The following is a 20,932-nucleotide window of genomic DNA, read 5'->3' as shown; positions in this document are numbered from 1 at the left end:
TGAATTGCAGAATATCGGCGGGGGAATGGCTTGACAAGAGAAATTCGCAAGTAGAACATAAATTCGAAAAGCTGTTCTAAATAATAGAACATCGGGAGGAGAGACATGGCTGACGGTTCCGCTTGGCGCAGCGAGCGCCAGGAAGGCACGTCCGATCGGACGGCGCCTTCTCGCCAGGTCATAGGCAGCAGCATCGCGGTGCGCGACGTCGTCAAGACCTACGGGAGCTTTCGGGCCGCCGACAACATCAGCCTGGACGTGCAGCCCGGCGAGTTCATCACGCTGCTCGGGCCGTCCGGCAGCGGCAAGACCACGCTTCTCAACCTCGTGGCCGGCTTCCAGAAGATCAATGGCGGCGAAATCCTCGTCGACGGCAGGCCCATCCACAACGTGCCGACCCATCGGCGCGGCTTCGGCATGGTGTTCCAGAGCTACGCTCTCTTCCCGAACATGACGGTGACGCAGAACGTCGCCTTCCCCATGCGCATGGCGGGGCTCGACCGCCAGACGACCGAACGGCGCGTGGCCGAGACGCTGGAGATGATGCGTCTCTCCGAACACGCGGCCAAGCTGCCGACGCAGATGTCCGGCGGCCAGCAGCAGCGGGTGGCGATCGCCCGCGCCATCGTCATGCGGCCCAAGGTCGTTCTGATGGACGAGCCGCTCAGCGCCCTGGATCGGCGCCTTCGCGAGTCCATCCAGATCGAACTGCGCGATCTGCATCAGCGGCTCGGCAGCACCATCCTGTTCGTCACGCACGACCAGGGCGAGGCGCTCACCATGAGCGACCGGATCGCGGTCCTCGACGGGGGTCGCATCGTTCAGGTCGGCAATCCCGTGGACATCTACCGCCACCCCGCCAATCGCTTCGTGGCCTCCTTCGTCGGCGAGAGCAATCTGATCGACGCCGAGATCATGCAGAAGCGCGGGTCGACGATGACCCTCAGGACGAGGGGCGGATACGTGTTCGCGGCCGAAAGCGCGAGCGGGATCGACGTCGGCCGCGCGACCGTCCTGGTGCGGCCCGAGCGGATCGTCGTCGGCGACGCGCCGCTCGCCAACACGATGCCGGTCACGGTGACCTCGGCTCTGTTTCTGGGCGAAATCCTGCGCATCGAGGCGCGCACGGCGAGCGGCGAGACGCTTCTCATCCGCAGCGCCGACGGCGCCGACCGGCGCCTGCCCTCCGTCGGCGAGACGCTCCACGTGGGCTGGCGCGCCGAAGACTGCTGGGTGCTGGCATGAGCAGCCTGACCCGCACGTCCGAACGGCGCGGCATCGACCTGTCCGACTGGCGCCAAAGGGTGAAGAGCCCCGCCTGGCTGCTTCTGCCGGCCGCCTTGTTCCTCGGTTCGATCTACCTTCTGCCGTTGATCGATCTCGTTCGCATCAGCTTCGCCGGCGCGACGCCCTGGGGCTATTTCGAGCGCATCTTCGCGACCTCGCTCTACTGGGACGCGCTGGTTCGCACGATGCAGATCGCGCTCACCGTTTCGGGGCTCTGCCTCCTGTTCGGCTATCCCGCCGCCTTCCTGATCCACCGCACCCGGGGCCTCACGCAGCTTCTCGTCGCGACGGCGGTGGTTCTTCCCTATTTCATCGCGATCCTCATCCGGACCTATGCCTGGATGGTGCTGCTCGGCCGCAACGGGCCGATCAACAAGCTCCTCGTCCAGATCGGCATTCTCGGCGAGCCGGCCCAGCTTCTGTTCAATCGCGGCACGGTGCTTCTCGGCATGACGGCCGTGCTCCTGCCCATCATGGTCCTGTCGATCTATTCCAGCGTGTCGCGGCTGGACCCCGCCCTCACGCGGGCCGCGCAGGCCTCGGGCGCGGGCCCGCTCGCGACCTTCTGGCGTGTGCTCCTGCCCTTGACGCTGCCGGGCGCGGGCGCTGGCTTCCTTCTCGTCTTCGTGTCGGCGATCGGCTTCTTCATCACGCCGACGCTGCTGGGCGGTCCGGGCGACATGATGTTCGCCATGCACATCACCCAGCAGGCGGACTTCGCGACGAGCGAGGGCTTTCTTCAGGCGCTGGCCGTGGTGCTCCTGACCATCACGCTCATTGTGGTGGCGATCGCCGGCCGCATCCTCGGATTCGAGTTCATCTGGGGCGGCGCCAAGCTGGAGGAGGCGGCGTCCAAACCCGTCGCCTCAGCCAGGACGGCGGAGCGAACGCGGACCTCCGCGCGCTCCCGGCTCGGCATGGCCCTTGCGGACCGCCTGGGCTGGCCGATCCTGCGCGCCCTGTCGGCGCTGCCCGGCTGGGTCGGATCGCTGACCATCCGTGGCATGGGCGGTCTCGTGATCGCGACCCTCGTCCTGCCGATCGTCATCGTGGGGATCATCTCCTTCTCGAGCGCCATCTATCTCACCTTTCCGCCGCCCGGGTTCTCGGTCCGGTGGTACGCCAAGTTCTTTTCCGATCCGCAATGGATGGCGGCCTTCCGCAACTCGGCGATGATCGCCTTCCTGTCGGCGGCGATCGCGGTCACGCTCGGAACGGCGGCGGCGATGGGCGTGGTGCGCAGCCGCATCCCGGGAAAATCGGTCGTCATGCTGCTTCTGGTCAGCCCGGTGATCGTCCCCCCCGTGGTGCTCGGCCTGTCGCTCTACTCTCTCTTCGTGCGCTGGGACCTGGTCGGCTCGGTCTGGGGCCTGGCGGGCGCGCACGCGATCGGCGGCCTGCCCATCGTCGTGGTGATCCTGTGCGCCTCGCTGCAGGGCGTCGACACGCGCCTGGAACAGGCAGCCGCCGTTCATGGAGCCTCGCCGCTCACCGTGTTCCGCACCGTCACGCTTCCGTCGATCGCGCCGGGTCTCGGCGCCGCGGCCTTCTTCGCCTTCCTTCATTCCTTCGACGAGCTGGTTCTGACCATGTTCCTGTCGAGCCCCTACCTCCAGACCCTGCCGCTGCGCCTCTGGGCCGACATCAACTACCAGCTCAACCCTGTGCTGGCGGTGGTCTCGACGCTCGAAGTGCTGCTGGTGATCGGCGGGATCGCGCTGGCCCGGCCCGTGCTCGCCCGCTCGCGCGGCGTCGCCTGACGGGCGGCGCGCCACGAGAAAGCCGGGTGCGACTCCATGAAGCCGCACCCGCTTTGCCCGGTGGGCCACGACGCCGCCGGCTACAGCCCACCCGCGTCCGCGTGGCGCGATGATGTCCATGTCACCATTGTTCTGGGAGAAACGATGATGCGAATGAACTCGGGCCTCAAGCCCTTCGCCGGCGGGATCGTCGCGGCGGCCCTCTGGATGGGAGCGGCGTCCACGGCGCTCGCGCAGAGCGGCGAGGTCGTGATGCAGGACCCCGGCGGCGGCTATGGCGAGGCGCTGCGCCAAGTGATGTACGGCCCCTTCGAGAAGGAAACGGGGATCAGGGTCGTCACCGTGCAGGAGGCGCGCAGCGGGCCGAAGATCAAGGCGCAGGTCGAGGCCGGCAAGACCGAATGGGACCTCACCTTCATCTTCGATCAGGAAACCAAGCTTCTGGGCGACTGCTGCCTCGCCGACATCGACTATTCCAAGCTGTCGGATACGGCCCAGAAGACGCTGGCCGCCATGCCCGACAATCTCAAGCGCCCGAAGGGCGTCGCGCTTCAGGTGATCGGCGTCAGCCTCGCCTACAACACCGAGAAATACTCCGGCGACGACGCGCCCAAGAGCTGGGCCGACTTCTGGAACACCGAGAAGTTTCCCGGCCGCCGCTGCCTGCCGGCCTGGCCGCGCTTCGTGATGGAAGCGGCGCTGATGGCCGATGGGGTCGAGAAGGACAAGCTCTACCCGATCGACATGGAGCGCGCGCTCAAGAAGGTCGCCGAGATCAAGCCGCAGGTGGTGAAGTGGTGGACGACCTCGGCCCAGCCGCCGCAGCTCCTGCTCGACGGCGAAGCGGACATGTGCATGGCCTACACGGGCTCGATGAGCAAGCTCGCGCTGGACGGCGCGCCGCTGGAGGTCGAGTGGAACCAGGGCTTCGTGTATTACGACTTCTTCTCGATCCCGAAGGGCGCGCCACACTACGACAACGCGCTGAAGCTCCTGTCCTGGCGCCTCGACGCCGAACGCGCCGCACGCCTGACGGAGGCCTATCCGGTCGCCCTGCCGTCGCCCGTCGTGTTCGAGGCCGCCAACAAGGACCTTTCGATCTACTGGGCCAACAATCCGACCAACCTCGCAAAGGCCATCGAGTGGAGCCCGGACTATTGGGGCGCCGTTTCCCCGGACGGGAAGTCCACCAACGAGGAATATGCGCAGGAGAAGATCAACGCGCTTCTCGCGCAGTAAGGCGATGCGCCACGCCCCCCGAACGCGGCTCGGGGGGCGCCGGCACGGCTGCCCGTCAGGGATCGCAGGGCGGGGCAAGCATTTAGCCGTCTCCGTTCCTATGGTAGAGGCGGGTGACGAGGTTGACCGCCAGCGGTGGATTGAAGCAGCGGCATGGACAAGACATTCATCAAGGGCCTCCGGCTTCTCGAGATCCTCGCCTTCAGCGAAACGCCGCGCGGCGTGACGGATCTCGCCAAGGAACTCGCCTTCACCAAGAGCAATGTCCACCGGCTGCTGACGACCCTTGTCGGTCAGGGCTACGTGCGTCAGGTCCCGGTCACGAACGCCTACGAGCTGACGAACAAGATCCTGGAACTCGGCAGCGCCGCCAATCGGCGCCTCGACCTCGTGCAGGTGGCGCGACCGTCGCTCGTGACGCTGGCGCAGACGACGGGCGAAACCGTTCACCTGTCGGTTCTGGACGAGACGGATGTCGTCTATATCGACAAGATCGAAAGCGCTCATCACATCCGCGCCCATACGAGCGTCGGGATGCGGGCTCCCGCCTTCACCATGGCGACCGGCAAGGCCATGCTGGCCCATATGCCCGACGCCTATCTCGAACGCTTCGTGCCCTTGTTCAAATCCTATACGAGCACGACGCGCACCAACCTCGAGGACCTCAGGGCGGATGTCGAACTGGCGCGCCGCAAAGGCTATGCGGCGGTCGCCCATGGCGAATGGCGCGAGGGCATCGCGGCCTGCGCCGCCGCGATCCGCAACCGATCCGGCGAGGTGGTCGGCGCCGTCGGCCTGTCCGGGCCGGACTCGCGCGTCAAGCGCAAGCAATTGCGCGAGTTCTCCGATGACGTGATGAACGCCGCCCGGACCATCAGTCTGGCTCTCGGTTTCGTGCCCCGCTAGGGGCGGGTGATCGAGACGCCTCCGGATCGGGCGGCCCTGACCTTCGCCTCCCGCGTCGCGCCGGCCGGCCGCCAGGCCCGGCGGGCGGTCGCACGCCTCCATCGTCCTATCGACTGGAATTGGAATTTCCGATGACAACGACCTATCCCGACACGCAGCTCTTCATCGCCGGGCAATGGCGCGGCGCCCGCGACGGCCGTTCCATCGAGGTTCAGAACCCCGCGACGGGCGAGGCGATCGGCCGGCTGGCCTATGCCGGGCGGGACGATCTCGACGCGGCGCTCGAAGCCGCCGAGGCGGGCTTCGAGGTCTGGAGCCGCACGGGCGCGCTGGAACGCTCGCAAGTGATGCGGCGTGCCGCGGCGCTCCTGCGCGAGCGCGCGGACGCCATCGCCCCGATGATGACGATGGAACAGGGCAAGCCGTTGGCCGAGGCGCGCGGCGAGGTCCTGAGCGGGGCGGACATCATCGAATGGTTCGCCGAGGAGGCGCGCCGCACCTATGGGCAGATCATCCCCGCGCGTGCGCCCGGCGTCCTGCAGATGGCCGTGAAGCTGCCGGTCGGCCCGGTGGCGGCCTTCACGCCCTGGAACTTTCCCATCAATCAGGTGGTGCGCAAGCTGTCGGCCGCGATCGCGGCCGGGTGCTCGATCATTGTGAAGGCGCCCGAGGAGACACCGGCCGCGCCCGCCGCCTTGATCCGGGCCTTCGCCGATGCCGGACTGCCGTCGGGCGCCGTCAATCTCGTCTTCGGCTCCCCGGCCGAGATTTCGGACTATCTCATCGCCCATCCCACGATCCGCAAGATCTCGTTCACGGGATCGACGCCGGTGGGCAAGCATCTGGCGGCGCTGGCCGGCCGGCACATGAAGCGCGCCACGATGGAACTCGGCGGCCACGCCCCGGCGATCGTCTGCGCGGACGCCAATATCGACAAGGCCGTGTCGCTGCTGGCGGCCTCGAAGTTCCGCAATGCGGGACAGGTCTGCATATCTCCGACCCGCTTCCTGGTCGAGGACGGCGTGTTCGATCGCTTCCTTCAAGGTTTCACGCAAGCCGCGCGCGCGATCAAGGTCGGCAACGGTCTCGACGAGGCGAGCCGCATGGGGCCCTTGGCCAACGAGCGGCGCATTCCCGCGCTCGAAGGCATGATCGCGGATGCGGTGGAGCGTGGCGCGAAGCTCGAGACCGGCGGCAACCGGATCGGCAACCAGGGCCATTTCTTCGAGCCGACGGTTCTCTCCAACGTGCCGGTCGAGGCGCGCATCATGAACGAGGAGCCTTTCGGCCCGGTGGCGGTGGTCAACCGCTTCGCAACGCTGGGCGAGGCGATCACCGAGGCCAACCGGCTGCCCTATGGTCTGGCGGCCTACGCTTTCGCCGGGTCGGCCGCCAGTGTCGAGGCGATCGGGTCGCGGGTCGAGGCCGGCATGACGACGATCAACCACATGGGCCTCGCCTTGCCCGAGGTGCCGTTCGGCGGCGTGCGCGACTCCGGCTACGGAACCGAGGGCGGATCGGAAGCGATCGAGGCTTATCTCGTCACCCGCTTCGTCACGCAGACGAGCGCCTAGGAGCCGCCGAGCCGGCTGCCGGAGCGGCGGTCCTGCCGCTCCTTTTTCCCCGAAGGTCGAAGGTGACGCCGCCATGTCCGTTTCCCGAGCGAAGGCCTCCGTCGGACAAGGGCCCGACGGGCCGCTCCTGGATCGATTGTCGTCCCTCTTGCCCGCCCAGGCCCTCCTGGTGGGCGACGCGATCGGCGCGGGCTATCGCGAGGACCTGCGCGCGAAGCCCTCGGCGGTGCCTCGCTTCGTCCTGCGGCCGGGCACGACGCAAGAGGTCGCGGCCTGCCTCAAGCTCTGCGATGCCGCCGGCCAGCCGCTCGCCGTTCAGGGCGGTCGGACCGGGCTTTCGGGCGGCCACCGGATCGTGGAGGGCGAGGCCGTCCTGTCCACCGAGCGGATGACGGAGCTCGGGGCGATCGAGGAGGCAGGCGCCACGGTGCTGGCCGCTGCCGGCACGCCCTTGCAGCGGGTGCAGGAGGCGGCGCAGGCCGCAGGCTTCCTCGTCGGGGTGGATCTCGGCGCGCGCGGCACGGCGACGGTCGGCGGCAACATCGCCACCAATGCCGGGGGCATCCGCGTGCTGCGCTACGGCATGTTCCGGGCGCAGGTGGCGGGGCTGGAGGCTGTCCTCGCCGACGGCACGGTTCTGTCCTCGCTGCGGGGGCTGGCGAAGGACAACACGGGATACGATCTGAACCAGCTCTTCATCGGCAGCGAGGGCACGCTCGGGGTCGTCACGAGGGCGCGCCTGCGTCTCCACCCCCTGCCGCGCCGCGAGGTCGCCGCGCTTCTGGCCGTTCCCTCAGTGGAGGCCGGGCTCGCGCTTCTGCACCGGCTGCGAGCCGCGTTCGGCTCCAGCCTGTCCGCCTTCGAGTTCATGGGCGCGGCGATCTTCGAGGGGATTCTCGGTTTTCTCGGCAGGGCCGCGCCGCTCGAAACCCGCGCGCCGATCTACATCCTGACCGAAATCCAGGCCTTCGGCGAGGAAGGCGTCGTGGACGGGTTCGAGGCCGCCTTGATGGCGGCGATCGAGGATGGGGTCGCCTTGGATGCGGTCGTCTCGCAATCCCAGCGCGAGTTCGCATCCCTCTGGACGATCCGCGACAGCGGCAGCGATTTCGTCCGTACGATGGACCACATCATCAGCGGCGACGTCAGCGTTCCCGTCGATCGAACGGCCGTCTTCCTGGAAGAAAGCCAGGCGGCGGTTCGACGGATCGACCCGCACACGGACTTCTTCCTCTTCGGCCATATGGGGGACGGGAACGTGCATTACGTGATCCGCACCCCAAAGGGCCTCGAGGCCATGGACGCGGTCTATCGCTGCGCGGCGGCTTGCGGCGGCTCGATCTCCGCCGAACACGGCATCGGTTTCGACAAGAAGCCCTGGCTGCATCTCACGCGCAGCGAAGCCGAGATCGAGGCGATGCGCCGGCTGAAACGGGCATTCGATCCCAACAACATCCTCAACCCGGGCCGCATCTTCGACAGGGCGTCACCCGCCTGAGGCGGCAAGCGATCGGGGAGGGCGCCTAAGGGCGGATCGGCTCGCTCCCGGACGCCTCCTCAGCGATCGCCTGGAAGATCGCGCGGACGGACGCTTCCAGCACCGTGGACCGATGGTTGACATGCTCGATCAGGGAGAGACGACGCGACTGGGCGGGCGCGCCGAAGGGGAGACACTGGAGCCGGTCGCCCAAGGGCTGTGACAGGAGGCGCTGCGGAACGACCGACACGCCGAAGCCCTCCGCCACGAGTTCCTCGATCGTGTCGAGGGAATCGACGTCCATGCCCTCGCGAAGAGGGATCGCGCGCGACTGCAGCTCGGCGGCGATCTTCTGTCCGAGCCAGGCGCGCTTGTTGAAGGAGATGAAGGGCAGGGCGGCGAGGAGTTCGGCGTCCGAGCCGATGTGACGGAGCGACAAGGGGCCGATGGCGACGAGCGGCTCGCGCGCGATCTCGTGGACCGAGACGTTCTCGATCGGTCCGGGCGGCGCGGTGATCAGGGCGAAGTCCATCTCCCGTCGCATGACGGCGGCTGCCAACTCGCCCGACAAGCCGGACTTGATGTTGATCTGAAGCTCGGGATAAGCCTCGCGCAAGCGGCCGACGACCCTTGGCAGGATGCGCGTCAGCGTCGTCGGCACGAAGCCGATCGTGATGCCCTGCGCGATCGTCTGCCCCCGCGCGATGCGGCGGATGCGCTCCTCCAGCTCCAGGATTTCCCGCGCGACCCGCGCGATCTCCACGCCCTGCGTCGTCAGCGTCGGCGGGCGCGTCGAGCGATCGAAGACCGCGATGCCGAGCTCGGCCTCCAGCCGCAGCATCTGGATGCTGATGGCCGACGGGCTGAGACCGACGCGATCGCTCGTCGCCGCGAAGCTCTGCTGCTCCAGAAACGCCGCCACCGTCCGCAGCTGTCGCATATTCATCGATGGCCTCCCGCACCGCCCTTATTAGCGACAATTTCTGTCACGTAACAATCCATCAATATCCGCTTTCGCCACTTCCGTTCAGCTTCTAAGCTTTGGTCATGAGCGATCTTCCTCCCATGCCGCACCGACCGGGGCCTCTCGACGGGGTCCGCGTTCTCGACCTGTCCCGCATTCTGGCCGGCCCGACCTGCACCCAGCTTCTGGGCGACATGGGCGCCGACATCCTGAAGATCGAGCGGCCCGGCGAGGGCGACGACACGAGAAGCTGGGGTCCGCCCTTCGTTCGCGATCACGCCGGGCGGCCGACGCAGGAGAGCGCCTATTATCTCTGCGCCAACCGCAACAAGCGCTCGCTCGCCCTCGACATCGCCGACCCCGCCGATGCCCAGACGATCCGTCGTCTGGTGCGCGAGTGCGATATCGTGATCGAGAACTTCAAGGTCGGCGGCCTCGCCAAATACGGGCTCGACTACGAGAGCCTCGCCCGCGAGAAGCCGGACATCGTCTATTGCTCGATCACCGGCTTCGGGCAAACCGGCCCCAACGCGGCCAAGCCCGGCTACGACCTTCTCGCCCAGGCCTATGGCGGCATCATGAGCCTGACCGGCGTGCCGGAGGGAGAGCCTATGAAGGTCGGGGTCGGCATCGCCGACGTCGTGTGCGGCCTCTACGCCTCCAACGCCATTCTCGCCGCCCTTCGCCATCGCGACCGGACGGGCGAGGGTCAGCAGATCGACATCGCGCTGGTGGACGCGCAGATCGCCTGGCTGGTGAACGCGGGAACCAACTATCTCCTGTCGGGGCAGGCCCCGCGCCGGCTCGGCAACCAGCATCCCAACATCGTGCCCTATCAGGTCTTCGAAACGCGCGACGGCCACGCCGTCGTGGCGGCCGGCAACGACCGGCAATATCGCAGCTTCTGCGATCTCATCGGACGCCCGGATCTGGCGAGCGATCCGCGCTTTTGCACCAACAACCAGCGCATCGAAAACCGCGAGGCGCTGATCGACCTGATCGCGGGCGAGTTGCGGCAATGGGAGAAGGCCAAGCTCGTCGAGGGACTGGAGGCGGCCGGCGTCCCCGGCGGACCGATCAACCGGCTGGACGAGGTCTTCGCCTCCGATCAGGTCGCGAGCCGCGGCATGAGGGTGACGATTCCCTATCCCGACGCAGAGACCGGCACGGTGGAACTGATCGGCAATCCGATCAAGTTCAGCCGCACCCCCGTCACCTACCGCCGCCCGCCGCCCACCTGCGGGCAGCACACGCAAGACGTTCTCGAGGAATTCGGCCTGACCACCAGGGCCACGGCAAGCGCCGCAGAATAAGGATACGTGTCGCGATGAATGCTGCAACCCCTGTGACCAGCGACCTGATGGCGGCCGCGCGCGACCTCGCCGAGCGCGAGTTCCGCCCCCGCGCGGCGGAGGTGGACCGGACGGAAGCCTATCCGTGGGAGAGCGTCGGAAAGCTCGCCGAAGCCGGCTTCATGGGCATGACGATCCCGCAGGCCTATGGCGGCCGGGGCCTGTCCTATGCCGACACGGTGATGGTGATCGAGGAAATGGCGCGCTGCTGCGGCGCCATGGGCCGCATCACGGTGGAAGCCAATATGGGCGGAATCGGTGCGATCATGCGCTACGGCTCGGAGAAGCAGAAGCGCTTGGCGGCCGAACTCGTCCTGTCCGGCGACAAGCCCGCCATCTGCATCACCGAACCGGAGGCGGGCAGCGCCGCCACGGAGATGACCACCGTCGCGGTCAGGAAGGGCGACCGATACGTCATCAACGGAAAGAAGCACTGGATCACCGGCGGCGGCGTGTCCAAGCTGCATCTCGTCTTCGCGCGGCTGATGGAGGACGGACGATCCAGGGGCATCGCCGGCTTCATCGCGGTGCGCGACGAAACGCCGGGCCTCGTGATCGGCCGGCGCGAACCGGCCATGGGCCTGCGCGGCATTCCCGAAACCGAGGTCCTGTTTCAGGACATGGAGGTCGGCGAGGACATGATCGTGGTCCCGCCCGAGGGGATCGAGCGGGGCTTTGCCGGGCTGATGCGGGCCTATAACGCGCAGCGGGTGGGGGCGGGCACCGTGGCGCTCGGAATCGCGCAAGGCGCCTACGAGGCGGCGGCCGACTATGCCATGACGCGCGAGCAGTTCGGGCGCCCGATCGGGGAGTTCCAGGGCCTTCAGTGGATGATCGCCGACATGTCGATCGCGCTGGCCGCCGCGCGCGGCCTGCTGCGCTCGGCCGCCGCGACGCTGGTGGACGGCTTCCCCGAAATCCGCGCGGCGGCCCAGGCCAAGATCCTGGCGTCCGAGTCGGCCCAGACCGTGACCAACGCCGCGCTTCAGATGCATGGCGCGATGGGCTATTCTCGCAATCTGCCGTTGGAGCGCATGGCGCGCGACGCCCGCATGTTCACGATCGCCGGAGGCACGGCCCAGATCCTGCGCACGCAGGTCGCCGGTTCGATCCTCGGCATCAAGACGCCCCAGACGCGCCATGGCTATGCCGAACTCGAGAGGGCGGCGGCGTCCCGCCCCGAGCTTCGCGTCGCCAACGCGCATTGAGGATCATTCCATGCAGCAATTTGCCAATGCGGACGGACTGCAATTCACGGCGTCCTCGCCCGACAGCGCGGCCCGGCTGACGGAGTTCGGCTCGGCCTATATGGGGTTTCGGCGCGACACGGGCGCCATCCTGAAATCCCTGCGCGAAAGCGACCCCGACATGCCGATGGCCCAGTGCGCCACCGGATATCTCGCCAAGCTCTTCGGCAGTTCCAACCAGTCGACCAAGGCCAAGGCGATCTCCGACGGCCTGCCCGATCTCCTGGCGCGCACCGGGGCGAACGACCGCGAGCGGGCGCATGCGGCGGCGCTCGCGGCCTGGTGCGATCACGATCTGGAAGCGGCGACCGATCTCTGGGAGGGCATCGTCCTCGATCATCCGCAGGACAGCCTCGCGCTGCGCCTGGCACACTTCACCCATTTCTACTCCGGCGACCCTCGTCGCATGCGCGACTCCATGGCGCGCATCCTGCCGCTCTGGTCGCCCGAGCACCGCGACTACGGCTTTCTCCTGGGGATGTACGCGTTCGGCCTTGAGGAAAGCGGCGAATACGCCAAGGCGGAAGACTACGGCCGCCGGGCGGTGGAGCGCAATTCCGCCGACGCCTGGTCGATCCATTCGGTTGCCCACGTCCTCGAAATGACCGAGCGCATGGAGGAGGGGATCCAATGGGTGTCGGGGCTCGAGGAGAGCTGGTCCGGCGTCAACAATTTCCGCTTCCACCTCTACTGGCACCGCTGCCTCTATCATCTGGAGCGGGGCGAGTTCGAGACGGTCCTGAAGCTCTACGACGAGCAGATCGTCTCCGACATCGACTCGAACTTCTATCTCGACATCTGCAACGCCTCCTCGCTCCTGTGGCGGCTCGAGATGTTCGGCATCGACGTGGGGAACCGCTGGAGCCGGCTTCTCGACGTCTCGCGCAAGCATGTCGAGGACACCGACCTGATCTTCGTCTCGCTGCATTACCTGATGGCCCTCATCGCCGGCGGGGACGCGCAGGCCGCCGACCGGATGATCACCAACATCCAGCAATGGTCGACCTTGCCGGGAACGCAGGCGCGCGTCTGCGCGGAATCGGGTCTCGCGCTCGCAAGGGGCCTCAAGCTCGCGCGGGCCGGCCATCACCGGGAGGCGCTCGAGATCATGGGGCCGGTGCGCTACCGGCTCGACCGGATCGGTGGCAGCCGCGCGCAGCGCGACGTCTTCCACATGATCCTGCTCGATGTCACCAAGGCCAGCCGGGACGCCCTGCGCGCTCGCGGCCTGTTTGCCGAGCGGCTCGGCCACAAGGCCCATTCGAGCTGGTCGTGGAAGGGATACGGCGATATTCTCGAAACGCTCGGGCAGGACGATCAGGCCCGGGAAGCCCGCGCCCGCGCGGCGGCGCTCCTCGCGCGAAACTGAGCCCCGGTCGGGATTCTCGGCGTTCGGCATGAGCGAGCGGCAAGGCGCAAGGGCTCGGGTCCCATGCTCCATCGAATCGGGGACGGTCGATGGACGCTATGTCATTGAGATCGCCGCATGATCGCGCGAGGGCGAGGCATGCGGTCGGATACCAGCACAGGAGACCGCGCATGGCGCATGAGCATCCGCATTCCCACGGCGAGCCGCGCTGGAAGCACGACGGGGTTCGGGTCATCCGGGGCGATGCGCTCGATTCCAACACGCCGCAGACGCCCGGCATGTTCCGGCAGGCCGCGATCAATGCCGCCCGAGTCGGCGCACAGCGCATCTGGGCCGGAACGGTGCAGATCGCGCCCGACGCCAAGACCGGCGTTCACCATCATGGCGAGCTCGAGAGCGTCATCTACGTCGTCAGCGGTCGGGCGCGCCTGAGATGGGGCGACCGGCTGGAATTCGTCGCGGAGGCGGGTCCGGGCGACTTCATCTTCGTGCCGCCCTTCGTGCCCCACCAGGAAATCAACGCCGACCCCTCGCAGCCGCTCCAATGCGTGCTCGTGCGCTCCGACAACGAAGCGGTGGTGGTAAACATCACCGATGTCGATCCGGTGGAGCAGCCGGAAGAGGTGTACTGGGTGGATCCGATCCACAAACACCCCTGAGGCTACAGCCTCAGGGCCAACAGGGTCGGCCCTATCGGAAAGCGCCATTCCGAAGCGATGACGCTGGGAAACGCTGCGGGGTCGGCGCCGGAAGCGGGGCCGGCCCCGCTGCCGCTCGCCCATCCGTTGCCGGCGATCTCGCCCTGCGCCCCACTCGCCCGGAAAGCCGAACAGCGATGCGGACGATCCAAACGCAGCCGACCGACTGGTGCGCCCTCGCGACGACAGGGCGCTCCTTTCTGGTTGGCGGGTTCTCGGCCAGACGGCCGCCGTGTCTACAGGAACACCACGCCACCCAGCGCCACGAGACTGATGAAGACCCAGCCGAACGCGCCGAGAGCCAGCGGGCGCAATCCCTTGGCCCGGAGCTTCCGAAGGTCCGTCGTCAGCCCCATCGCGGCGAGCGCCATGGCGAGCAGGAAGGAGGTTCCCGGCACGAGCACGCCGCGGGCGGCCTCCGGCAGGGCGACGAGGCTGTTGAGGACGACCATGGCCATGAAGCCGAAGACGAACCAGGGCATCGGCGCGCGTCCACCCTGCGAACCCCTGGCGCGCGAGGCGAGCGCGCCGATCAGCAGGATCATCGGCGCGAGCAGGAGGACGCGGCTGAGCTTGGCGACAGTGCCGAACTGGCCGGCCTCGTCCCCGCCCTGGAACGCCGCGCCCACGACCTGCGCCACTTCGTGAACGGAGGCGCCGACCCAGAGCCCATAGGAGGCGGCATCCAGCCCCAAAGCCTGGTTGGCCAGAGGCAGCAGGAGCATGGACAGCGTTCCGAACAGGGTCACGCAGGCGATGGCATAGGCGACATCCTCGTCGCGCGCCCGCGTCACCGTGTTGGTCGCGATCACCGCCGAGGCGCCGCAGATCGACGTGCCGGCGGCGATCAGCTCGGCCAAACCGCGCTCCACCCCCAACAGGCGGCCCGCGAGCTTGATGGCGAAGAAGGTCCCGATGAGAGACAGGACGATCACCGCGAGCGCGCCGAGCCCGAGATCGCCGATCTGCCGGACGGTCAGTTGCAGCCCCAGAAGCACGATCGCAAAGCGTAAGATTCGCCGCATCGAAAAGGCGACGCCCTCCGCGCTCCCCTCGACCGGCCCCAGAAGGTTTCGCAAGCCGATCCCGATCACCATCGCGACCACGAGCGGGCTCAACGCGGGCAGGCCGAGGAGGCGGGGAAGGAGAACCGCGACGGCCGCGACACAGGCGGTCAGCGCGACGCCCGGCAGAATGCGCCGCGCCGATACAAGCACGGTGTCGACAGGACTGACATGGAAGGGGATCGACATGGGGCACGACGCTGATGAGAAGGGGAAGGTCGCCGTTTCGCTGGCGACGCCCCGACTATCCGCCTGGCAAGCATGTTTGATCCAATTTATTCCTCTTGTTGAAACGTTTCGTTCTCGCGATCGATGATCCATGACATTCGAACAGCTCCGCATCTTCCTCGCCGTCGCCGAGCGCCTCCACGTCACGCAGGCCGCCAGCCACCTCAACCTGACCCAATCCGCCGTCAGCGCCTCCATCGCTCAGCTCGAAAGCCAGCATGGCGTCCGCCTCTTCGATCGGATCGGTCGTCGCATCGAGCTGACGGAAGCGGGGCGTCTCTTCGCGGCGGAAGCGCGCGCTCTTCTGGAACGGGTCGCACAGACGCGGCGCACGCTCGATGAACTGGGGGAAGAGGTGCGCGGTCAGCTGCGCATCCATGCCAGCCAGACGGTCGCCAGCTACTGGCTGGCGCCCCGTCTTCTGGAACTGCGCACGCGCCATCCCGCGCTCGAAATCGCGCTGACCGTCGCCAACACGGCGCTCGTCTCCTCCGCCGTGGCCGAGGGCACGGCCGATATCGGCTTCGTGGAAGGGGCCGTCCGGCAGAACGATCTCATGCAGCGCGTCGTCGCGCGCGACGAGCTGCACCTCGTGGTGGGGCGTGACCATCCCTGGGCGGCTCGAACCATGGTGGACCCGGCGGACTACGCCTCGCAAGCCTGGGTGCTGCGCGAGCCTGGGTCGGGCACGCGCGCCGAGTTCGAAACCCATGCCGCAAGCGCGGGCGTCGCGATGGAGAGCCTGCGCATCCTTCTGGAACTTCCCTCCAACGAGGCGGTTCTGAGCGCGGTCGCGACGGGCCTTGCCGCCAGCGTCCTGTCGCGCCGCGCCGTGGCGAGCGCGCTGGCGGCCGGCGAGGTCCGGTCGATCCCGGTCGACCATCCCGCCCGACCCTTCACCGTCCTCACCCATCCCGAACGCCATCGCACGCGCGCCGTCGAAACGCTTCTGACGATCGTCGCGGCGTGAGCCGTTCGGGTTCGCCAGAGCGCCGCATGGCGCCGAGTTCGCCGGTGGGGGACGTGCGCATCACGCTGATCAAGACCGACGTGGCGACGGTTCGACCCCTCTGCCGGGCCGGCGCCTGATCGACGAGTTCGAGCGGGTTCCGAAGGACATCACCGCGTAAGCGGTGCTCACCGGGCGAAAGTCGGATCGGCCGGGCCGAGTGTAAGGGCGACCGTCTGTTGCTTGTTGTGAAATCGGGAGCAGCGTGTCGAGGACAGCAATTTCACGCTCGCGCACGGCGAACCCCGGCGGTTCGCAGTTCTGTGCCGAAATGGCGCACCCGACAGGATTCGAACCTGTGACCTTCGCCTTCGGAGGGCGACACTCTATCCAGCTGAGCTACGGGTGCCCGACCTTGCGGCCTGGTTCCGAGACTGGTTCGGAACCTGATGCGATGCTTACAGGAGGATGGGCGGGCAGGCAAGGCGGGTTTGGTTGGTTTGGCGGTGCGATGGGCGCGACCTGCATTCAGATGACGCGGGCGAGGCGGGTTTCGAGCCAGGACAGGGCGTCGTGCAGGAGGATGGCGAGCGCGCCGACGATGGCGCCGCCCTGGACCACGAAGGCCAGATTGTCGGACAGGAGCCCGGCGATGACGACTTCTCCGAGCGTGCGCGCGCCGACCGTCGAGCCGATCGTGGCGGTGCCCAAGCCGATCACCGCCGAGAGGCGCACGCCCGCAACGACGAGGGGGAGGGCGAGCGGCAGTTCCACGCGCAGGAGGCGTTGCCAGGGCGTCATGCCGACGCCGCGCGCCGCTTCCAGAACGGGGCCGGACACGCCGGTGAGGCCGGCGATCGTCGTCTCGAAGATCGGCAGGAGGCCGTAGAGAAAGAGCGCGACGAGCGTCGGTGCCTCGCCGAAGCCGATGGCCGGCACGGCCAGGGCGAGCACGGCGACGGGTGGGAAGGTCTGGCCGACATTCACGATCGAGCGCGACAGCGGCAGGAAGTCCGCGCCCGCGCGCCGCGTCACGAAGATCGCCATGGAGACCGCCAGCAGCGCGGCGGCGAGCGTCGCGAGCCCCGTGATCTTCAGATGCGACAGGGTGAGCGACAGGAGATCGCCCTTGTCGTAGATCGCCGGCGCGCCGTTGCGCGTCAGCGGCTGGAGCAGCGGCGCGAACAGGCCCGGGCGGATCAGGAAGGTCAGAAGCAGGGCGAAGAGGGCGAGGCGCCAGAGCCGCGCCGGAAGTCGTGTCACGAAGCGGGCCTCGCGGCGGAGCGCAGGAGGGTGGAGGTGCGCACGATGCCGAGCAGCCGGCCGGTCGCGTCCGCCACGGGCGCGGCGCCCCGGTTGGACCAGAGGAGATCGGCGAGCGCGTCGCGCCGGTTGGTGTCGGTGGAGAGCGGCGCGCCCGAGGCCGCGCCCGGCTCCACGAGATCGGCGAGGGTCCCCAGCGACAGGAGCTTGAAGGCGCGGTCGTTGGAGCCGAGCATTTCCTCGACATAGGCATCCGCCGGCCGCGCCAGGATTTCGGCCGGCGAGGCGCATTGGCGCAGCCGCCCGTTTTCCATGACGGCGATGCGGTGGCCGAGATGCACGGCTTCTTCCATGTCGTGCGTCACGAGGACGACCGTCGTGCCCGTCGCCTTCTGGACGGCGAGGAGATCGGCCTGCGCGCGGGCGCGGATGATCGGATCGAGCGCGCCGAAGGGCTCGTCCATCAGGAGAATGGAGGGACGGGCCGCAAGCGCGCGGGCAACGCCAACGCGCTGCTGCTGGCCGCCCGAAAGCTGATGCGGGTAGCGCGCGGCATAGTCGGCCGGATCGAGGCCGAAGAGATGGAGAAGCTCTTCCACGCGTGCCTCGACGCGGGGTTTCTCCCATTTTAGGAGAAGCGGCACGGTCGCGATGTTTTCGGCGACGGTGCGGTGGGGAAACAGGCCGTGGTTCTGGATCACGTAGCCGATGCGGCGGCGCAGCTCCGGCCCCTTGATCGTGCGGTTGTCCTCGCCGTCGATCAGGACCGCGCCCGCGCTCGGCTCGGTCATCCGGTTCACCATCCGCATCAGCGTCGTCTTGCCCGACCCCGACGTGCCGACGATCGTGCAGATCGTGCGCGGCTCGACCGTGAGGCTGACGCCGTCCACCACGCGGTGCCCGTCATAGATTTTCGAGACGTCGCGAAACTCGATCATACGGACGATCCTTGGCTGGGAACTTGGGCGAGTTCGACGGCGGCGTCGAGCAGGACGGCAGCGGAAAAGGCGAGGGCGACGGTCGGCAGCGCGCCGAGAAGGACGAGGTCCATCGCGGTCTGCCCGAGGCCCTGGAACACGAAGACGCCGAGGCCGCCGCCGCCGATCAGCGCGGCGACCGTGGCGAGGCCGATATTCTGGACGAGCGTGATGCGCACGCCCGTCAGGATCACCGGCAGGGCGAGCGGCAGCTCGACGCGAAACAGGCGCTGGCGGCCGGTCATGCCGAGACCGCGCGCCGCGTCGTGCGCGCTGAAGGGTACGGCGGCAAGGCCCGCGACCGTGTTGGCCGCCATGGGCAGCAGCGAGTAGAGGAACAGCGCGACGAGCGCTGGCGCCGCGCCAATGCCGCCGATGCCGATTTCGCGCGCGCCCGGCACGTTCAGCGCGACCCAGCCGAGCGGCGCGATCAGAAGGCCGAACAGGGCGATGGACGGGATCGTCTGCACGACGTTGAGCGTGCCGAGAACGGGCTCGCGCAGCGCGTCGACCCGGTGGCAGAGAATGCCGAGCGGCAGGCCGACGGCGACGGCGGCCGCAAGCGAGCCGAGCGCCAGAACCACATGCGTGCCGGCTTCGCGCGCGAAGCTGTCGGCGCGGGGGCGGTATTCCTTCATCACCGAAAGCCCGTCCCAGACGCCTAAGCGAAAGAAGACGAAGAGCGCGGCGCCGGCCGCGAGAAGCAGCGCGACGCGTGCCAGCGGCGGCGGGCGCATTCGCGCGAGCGCATCGGTCGCCAGAAGCGCGAGGGCGAAAACGAGGAGCCAGAAGCCCGAGCCCGGCGCGACGCGGGCATAGCTGTTGCCGGCCGGCGTGAGATGGGCGGGCGCCGCGCCGATCGCGGCGAGGAGGAAACCGAGGCCCCCGAGCGCCACGACGAGACGCGGCAAGGGGGGGCCGCGCAGGAGAGCGACGAGAGCCACCAGCGCCAGCGCTGCCGCGAGCGTCGAAGCGAGCGCGGGCGAAAGCGCCTCGAAAACGGAATGGCCCTGACCCGGCACGATGCGATTGGCCCGAAAGGTCGCGAAGGGCAGGAAGAGAAGCGCCGCCGCGCCGATGCCGACGAGGAGAAGCCCGAGACGATCGAGGCCCGGCGCGAAGGCGCGGCCGGGTTCGTCCATCTCCGCCTCGGTGGAAGTCATCGGCTGCTCGGTCTCCGTTCCGCGAGCCGGCGGAACATGCAACGGATTTGTGATCCGCGCATTTCCTTGTGTGGCTCGTTCCTTGAGATTATGGGGCGGCAAGCGCGCGCGTCAGCGCCTCCGCGTCAGAATCCATCGGTCGCGACGAAGGACAGAGTGCCGCGCCAATGGCGCTCCGCCAAGTGCTTGACGCGGCTCTCCCCGATCCTCACGTCACGCCAAGGCCGTTCTTTGCGCCTAGTGGCTGGCTGCGTCTTTTGAAATTCGGGTAGAGTTGGCATGGCCGGAAGGCTCCGCACAGGTTTGATCGTGGTTCTCCTCGCGGGAGGTCTGGCCGGCGCCATCGGGTGGAGCCGCGCGCGCGAGGCCGCTCCGCCCACCGCTCAACAGGCCTCGCAGGCCCCTGTCGCGGCGGGTGTCGAGCTGGCGGGCGCCGAGGTCTCCAAGGTCGCGCCGCAGACGCTGACGCGCACGGTGCGCGTGTCGGGCTCGGCCGAGCCGCGCCGCGTCGGCGCTGTGAACGCGCAGGTCTCCGGCCAATTGGCCGAGGTGAGCGCCGAGGTGGGCGACAAGGTGACGGCAGGCGAGGTGATCGCGCGTTTCGACACGGTGGTCTTGCGATCGGCCCTCGCCGCGCAGGAAGCGACGCTGGAGGCCAAGCAGGCACAGCGGCGTCTCGCCGCCTCGACGCTGGAGCGCAGCCGCAGGCTCGGCTCGGCCGGCATCTCCTCCGAAGCGGCGCTCTTGCAGGCCGAGGCCGAGCTTCTGTCGCTGGAAGCGGAAGTGCGCGGCTTGGAAGCGGGCGTCGCCGACGCGCGCAAGGCGCTTGGCGATGCCGAGGTGAAGGCGCCTTTCGACGGAACCGTGTCGCAGCGCTCGGTCGAGCCGGGGCAGAGCGTACCGGTGAACACCGAACTGTTCCAGGTCGTGGACCTCAACGAAATGCAGATCGAGGCGCTGGTGCCGACCAGCCGCATTTCCGAGGTGCGCGTCGGCCAGCGGGCGCAAATGCGCATCGAGGGCTCTGCGGGCCGCGTGGTGGAAGCCAAGGTCGCGCGCATCGCGCCGGTCGCCGTCGCCGGCTCGCGCGCCGTGCGCGTGTTCCTGAGTGTCCCGAACGGAGAGGGGCTGCTGCGCGGCGGATTGTTCGCCACGGGGGAGATCGAGGTCGAAAGCTACCCGGACGTGATCGCGCTTCCCTCCGCCGCCATCCGGCGGGACGAGGAGGGCGCCTTCGTGCTCGCCGCGCGCGGCGGTCGCCTGCACCGCCAGCCGGTCCAGCTCGGCGCCGCGTTCGCCGATCGCGGGCTCGTGGAAGTGGCGCGCGGGCTGGCGGAAGGCGATGTGATCGTCACCGCGCCCTTGCCTGATCTGAAACCCGACACCGACGTCACCATCGCGGATCTGGGCTAGAC

At 68.2% G+C, this 20,932-nt stretch carries 18 protein-coding genes and 1 tRNA gene; 13 read left to right on the top strand and 6 right to left on the bottom strand.

All coding sequences use genetic code 11. The features are described from left to right. Nucleotides 1-105: 105 nt before the first annotated feature. The 6 genes from B146_RS0112585 to B146_RS0112560 all read left to right on the top strand — a co-directional run bounded on the left by B146_RS0112585 (nt 106) and on the right by B146_RS0112560 (nt 8,264). The gene (locus tag B146_RS0112585; protein ID WP_019996800.1) at nt 106-1,245 is read left to right on the top strand and encodes an ABC transporter ATP-binding protein; all 1,140 of its coding nucleotides are present in this window, start codon (nt 106-108) and stop codon (nt 1,243-1,245) included. Continuing rightward, nucleotides 1,242-3,047 carry an ABC transporter permease subunit gene (locus tag B146_RS0112580; protein WP_019996799.1) on the top strand — a complete coding sequence of 602 codons (1,806 nt, stop codon included), beginning with the start codon at nt 1,242-1,244 and terminating at the stop codon, nt 3,045-3,047. The genes B146_RS0112585 and B146_RS0112580 overlap by 4 nt, the downstream gene beginning before the upstream one ends. Before the next feature lie 153 nt (nt 3,048-3,200). Beyond that, complete coding sequence (locus tag B146_RS0112575; protein WP_192843338.1) at nt 3,201-4,286, top strand: extracellular solute-binding protein; 1,086 nt, start codon at nt 3,201-3,203, stop codon at nt 4,284-4,286. 153 nt (nt 4,287-4,439) lie between these two features. Further along, entirely contained in the window at nt 4,440-5,192 is a 753-nt protein-coding gene (locus tag B146_RS0112570) for an IclR family transcriptional regulator (protein WP_019996797.1), read from the top strand. A gap of 131 nt (nt 5,193-5,323) precedes the next feature. Next, complete coding sequence (locus tag B146_RS0112565; RefSeq protein ID WP_019996796.1) at nt 5,324-6,766, top strand: NAD-dependent succinate-semialdehyde dehydrogenase; 1,443 nt, start codon at nt 5,324-5,326, stop codon at nt 6,764-6,766. A gap of 73 nt (nt 6,767-6,839) precedes the next feature. Beyond that, nucleotides 6,840-8,264 carry an FAD-binding oxidoreductase gene (locus tag B146_RS0112560; protein ID WP_019996795.1) on the top strand — a complete coding sequence of 475 codons (1,425 nt, stop codon included), beginning with the start codon at nt 6,840-6,842 and terminating at the stop codon, nt 8,262-8,264. Between the two features lie 25 nt (nt 8,265-8,289). Here the strand turns inward: B146_RS0112560 and B146_RS25920 are convergent, their stop codons facing one another. Further along, a complete protein-coding gene (locus B146_RS25920) occupies nt 8,290-9,189 on the bottom strand; it encodes a LysR substrate-binding domain-containing protein (protein WP_019996794.1) in 900 nt (299 codons plus the stop codon). A gap of 101 nt (nt 9,190-9,290) precedes the next feature. Here B146_RS25920 and B146_RS0112550 point away from each other — a divergent pair, with 101 nt between their 5' ends. From B146_RS0112550 to B146_RS0112535, 4 genes are all read left to right on the top strand, one after another. After that, on the top strand, nt 9,291-10,520 hold the full coding sequence (locus tag B146_RS0112550) for a CaiB/BaiF CoA transferase family protein (RefSeq protein ID WP_244498217.1): 1,230 nt from the start codon (nt 9,291-9,293) through the stop codon (nt 10,518-10,520). 14 nt (nt 10,521-10,534) lie between these two features. Then, nucleotides 10,535-11,767 (top strand): 3-sulfinopropanoyl-CoA desulfinase, encoded by a 1,233-nt coding sequence (gene acdA / locus B146_RS0112545; protein ID WP_051091563.1) that lies wholly within the window; start codon nt 10,535-10,537, stop codon nt 11,765-11,767. 10 nt (nt 11,768-11,777) lie between these two features. Beyond that, nucleotides 11,778-13,175 carry a tetratricopeptide repeat protein gene (locus B146_RS0112540; protein ID WP_019996791.1) on the top strand — a complete coding sequence of 466 codons (1,398 nt, stop codon included), beginning with the start codon at nt 11,778-11,780 and terminating at the stop codon, nt 13,173-13,175. A gap of 170 nt (nt 13,176-13,345) precedes the next feature. Next, the gene (locus B146_RS0112535) at nt 13,346-13,834 is read left to right on the top strand and encodes a cupin domain-containing protein (protein WP_019996790.1); all 489 of its coding nucleotides are present in this window, start codon (nt 13,346-13,348) and stop codon (nt 13,832-13,834) included. A 275-nt stretch (nt 13,835-14,109) separates the two neighbouring features. Here the strand turns inward: B146_RS0112535 and B146_RS0112530 are convergent, their stop codons facing one another. Further along, nucleotides 14,110-15,126, bottom strand: a complete 1,017-nt coding sequence (locus tag B146_RS0112530) for a YeiH family protein (RefSeq protein WP_019996789.1) — start codon at nt 15,124-15,126, stop codon at nt 14,110-14,112. Between the two features lie 130 nt (nt 15,127-15,256). Between B146_RS0112530 and B146_RS0112525 the strand changes: the two genes are divergently transcribed. Together B146_RS0112525 and B146_RS30075 are read left to right on the top strand one after the other, a co-directional pair. Then, nucleotides 15,257-16,135: a LysR substrate-binding domain-containing protein gene (locus tag B146_RS0112525; RefSeq protein WP_019996788.1), complete on the top strand. Its 879-nt coding sequence runs from the start codon at nt 15,257-15,259 to the stop codon at nt 16,133-16,135. Then, entirely contained in the window at nt 16,132-16,254 is a 123-nt protein-coding gene (locus B146_RS30075) for a hypothetical protein (RefSeq protein WP_280512692.1), read from the top strand. Before B146_RS0112525 ends, B146_RS30075 begins: the two co-directional genes overlap by 4 nt. A gap of 192 nt (nt 16,255-16,446) precedes the next feature. Here the strand turns inward: B146_RS30075 and B146_RS0112520 are convergent. The 4 genes from B146_RS0112520 to B146_RS0112505 all read right to left on the bottom strand — a co-directional run bounded on the left by B146_RS0112520 (nt 16,447) and on the right by B146_RS0112505 (nt 19,517). Continuing rightward, nucleotides 16,447-16,523: transfer RNA gene (locus B146_RS0112520), tRNA-Arg, on the bottom strand. A gap of 119 nt (nt 16,524-16,642) precedes the next feature. Then, nucleotides 16,643-17,377, bottom strand: a complete 735-nt coding sequence (locus B146_RS0112515) for an ABC transporter permease (protein ID WP_019996787.1) — start codon at nt 17,375-17,377, stop codon at nt 16,643-16,645. Beyond that, nucleotides 17,374-18,315 carry an ABC transporter ATP-binding protein gene (locus B146_RS0112510; protein WP_019996786.1) on the bottom strand — a complete coding sequence of 314 codons (942 nt, stop codon included), beginning with the start codon at nt 18,313-18,315 and terminating at the stop codon, nt 17,374-17,376. Before B146_RS0112510 ends, B146_RS0112515 begins: the two co-directional genes overlap by 4 nt. Then, nucleotides 18,312-19,517, bottom strand: coding sequence for an ABC transporter permease (locus B146_RS0112505; protein ID WP_019996785.1), 1,206 nt, complete (start codon nt 19,515-19,517; stop codon nt 18,312-18,314). The genes B146_RS0112510 and B146_RS0112505 overlap by 4 nt, the downstream gene beginning before the upstream one ends. Nucleotides 19,518-19,796: 279 nt before the next feature. Between B146_RS0112505 and B146_RS25915 the strand changes: the two genes are divergently transcribed. Then, nucleotides 19,797-20,930, top strand: a complete 1,134-nt coding sequence (locus B146_RS25915) for an efflux RND transporter periplasmic adaptor subunit (protein WP_081630979.1) — start codon at nt 19,797-19,799, stop codon at nt 20,928-20,930. Nucleotides 20,931-20,932 lie beyond the last annotated feature (2 nt).

It is taken from the genome of Aureimonas ureilytica DSM 18598 = NBRC 106430 (assembly GCF_000382705.1).
Classification (GTDB): Bacteria; Pseudomonadota; Alphaproteobacteria; order Rhizobiales; family Rhizobiaceae; genus Aureimonas; species Aureimonas ureilytica.
This window is presented reverse-complemented; position numbering and strand designations above follow the sequence as displayed.

What these genes read in the sequence shown, in the direction of transcription:
- B146_RS0112585 (WP_019996800.1), top strand. Translation starts at nt 106, where the DNA reads ATGGCTGACGGTTCCGCTTGGCGCAGCGAGCGCCAGGAAGGCACGTCC.
- B146_RS0112580 (WP_019996799.1), top strand. Translation starts at nt 1,242, where the DNA reads ATGAGCAGCCTGACCCGCACGTCCGAACGGCGCGGCATCGACCTGTCC.
- B146_RS0112575 (WP_192843338.1), top strand. Translation starts at nt 3,201, where the DNA reads ATGAACTCGGGCCTCAAGCCCTTCGCCGGCGGGATCGTCGCGGCGGCC.
- B146_RS0112570 (WP_019996797.1), top strand. Translation starts at nt 4,440, where the DNA reads ATGGACAAGACATTCATCAAGGGCCTCCGGCTTCTCGAGATCCTCGCC.
- B146_RS0112565 (WP_019996796.1), top strand. Translation starts at nt 5,324, where the DNA reads ATGACAACGACCTATCCCGACACGCAGCTCTTCATCGCCGGGCAATGG.
- B146_RS0112560 (WP_019996795.1), top strand. Translation starts at nt 6,840, where the DNA reads ATGTCCGTTTCCCGAGCGAAGGCCTCCGTCGGACAAGGGCCCGACGGG.
- B146_RS25920 (WP_019996794.1), bottom strand. Translation starts at nt 9,189, where the DNA reads ATGAATATGCGACAGCTGCGGACGGTGGCGGCGTTTCTGGAGCAGCAG.
- B146_RS0112550 (WP_244498217.1), top strand. Translation starts at nt 9,291, where the DNA reads ATGAGCGATCTTCCTCCCATGCCGCACCGACCGGGGCCTCTCGACGGG.
- acdA (WP_051091563.1), top strand. Translation starts at nt 10,535, where the DNA reads ATGAATGCTGCAACCCCTGTGACCAGCGACCTGATGGCGGCCGCGCGC.
- B146_RS0112540 (WP_019996791.1), top strand. Translation starts at nt 11,778, where the DNA reads ATGCAGCAATTTGCCAATGCGGACGGACTGCAATTCACGGCGTCCTCG.
- B146_RS0112535 (WP_019996790.1), top strand. Translation starts at nt 13,346, where the DNA reads ATGGCGCATGAGCATCCGCATTCCCACGGCGAGCCGCGCTGGAAGCAC.
- B146_RS0112530 (WP_019996789.1), bottom strand. Translation starts at nt 15,126, where the DNA reads ATGTCGATCCCCTTCCATGTCAGTCCTGTCGACACCGTGCTTGTATCG.
- B146_RS0112525 (WP_019996788.1), top strand. Translation starts at nt 15,257, where the DNA reads ATGACATTCGAACAGCTCCGCATCTTCCTCGCCGTCGCCGAGCGCCTC.
- B146_RS0112510 (WP_019996786.1), bottom strand. Translation starts at nt 18,315, where the DNA reads ATGATCGAGTTTCGCGACGTCTCGAAAATCTATGACGGGCACCGCGTG.
- B146_RS0112505 (WP_019996785.1), bottom strand. Translation starts at nt 19,517, where the DNA reads ATGACTTCCACCGAGGCGGAGATGGACGAACCCGGCCGCGCCTTCGCG.
- B146_RS25915 (WP_081630979.1), top strand. Translation starts at nt 19,797, where the DNA reads ATGGCCGGAAGGCTCCGCACAGGTTTGATCGTGGTTCTCCTCGCGGGA.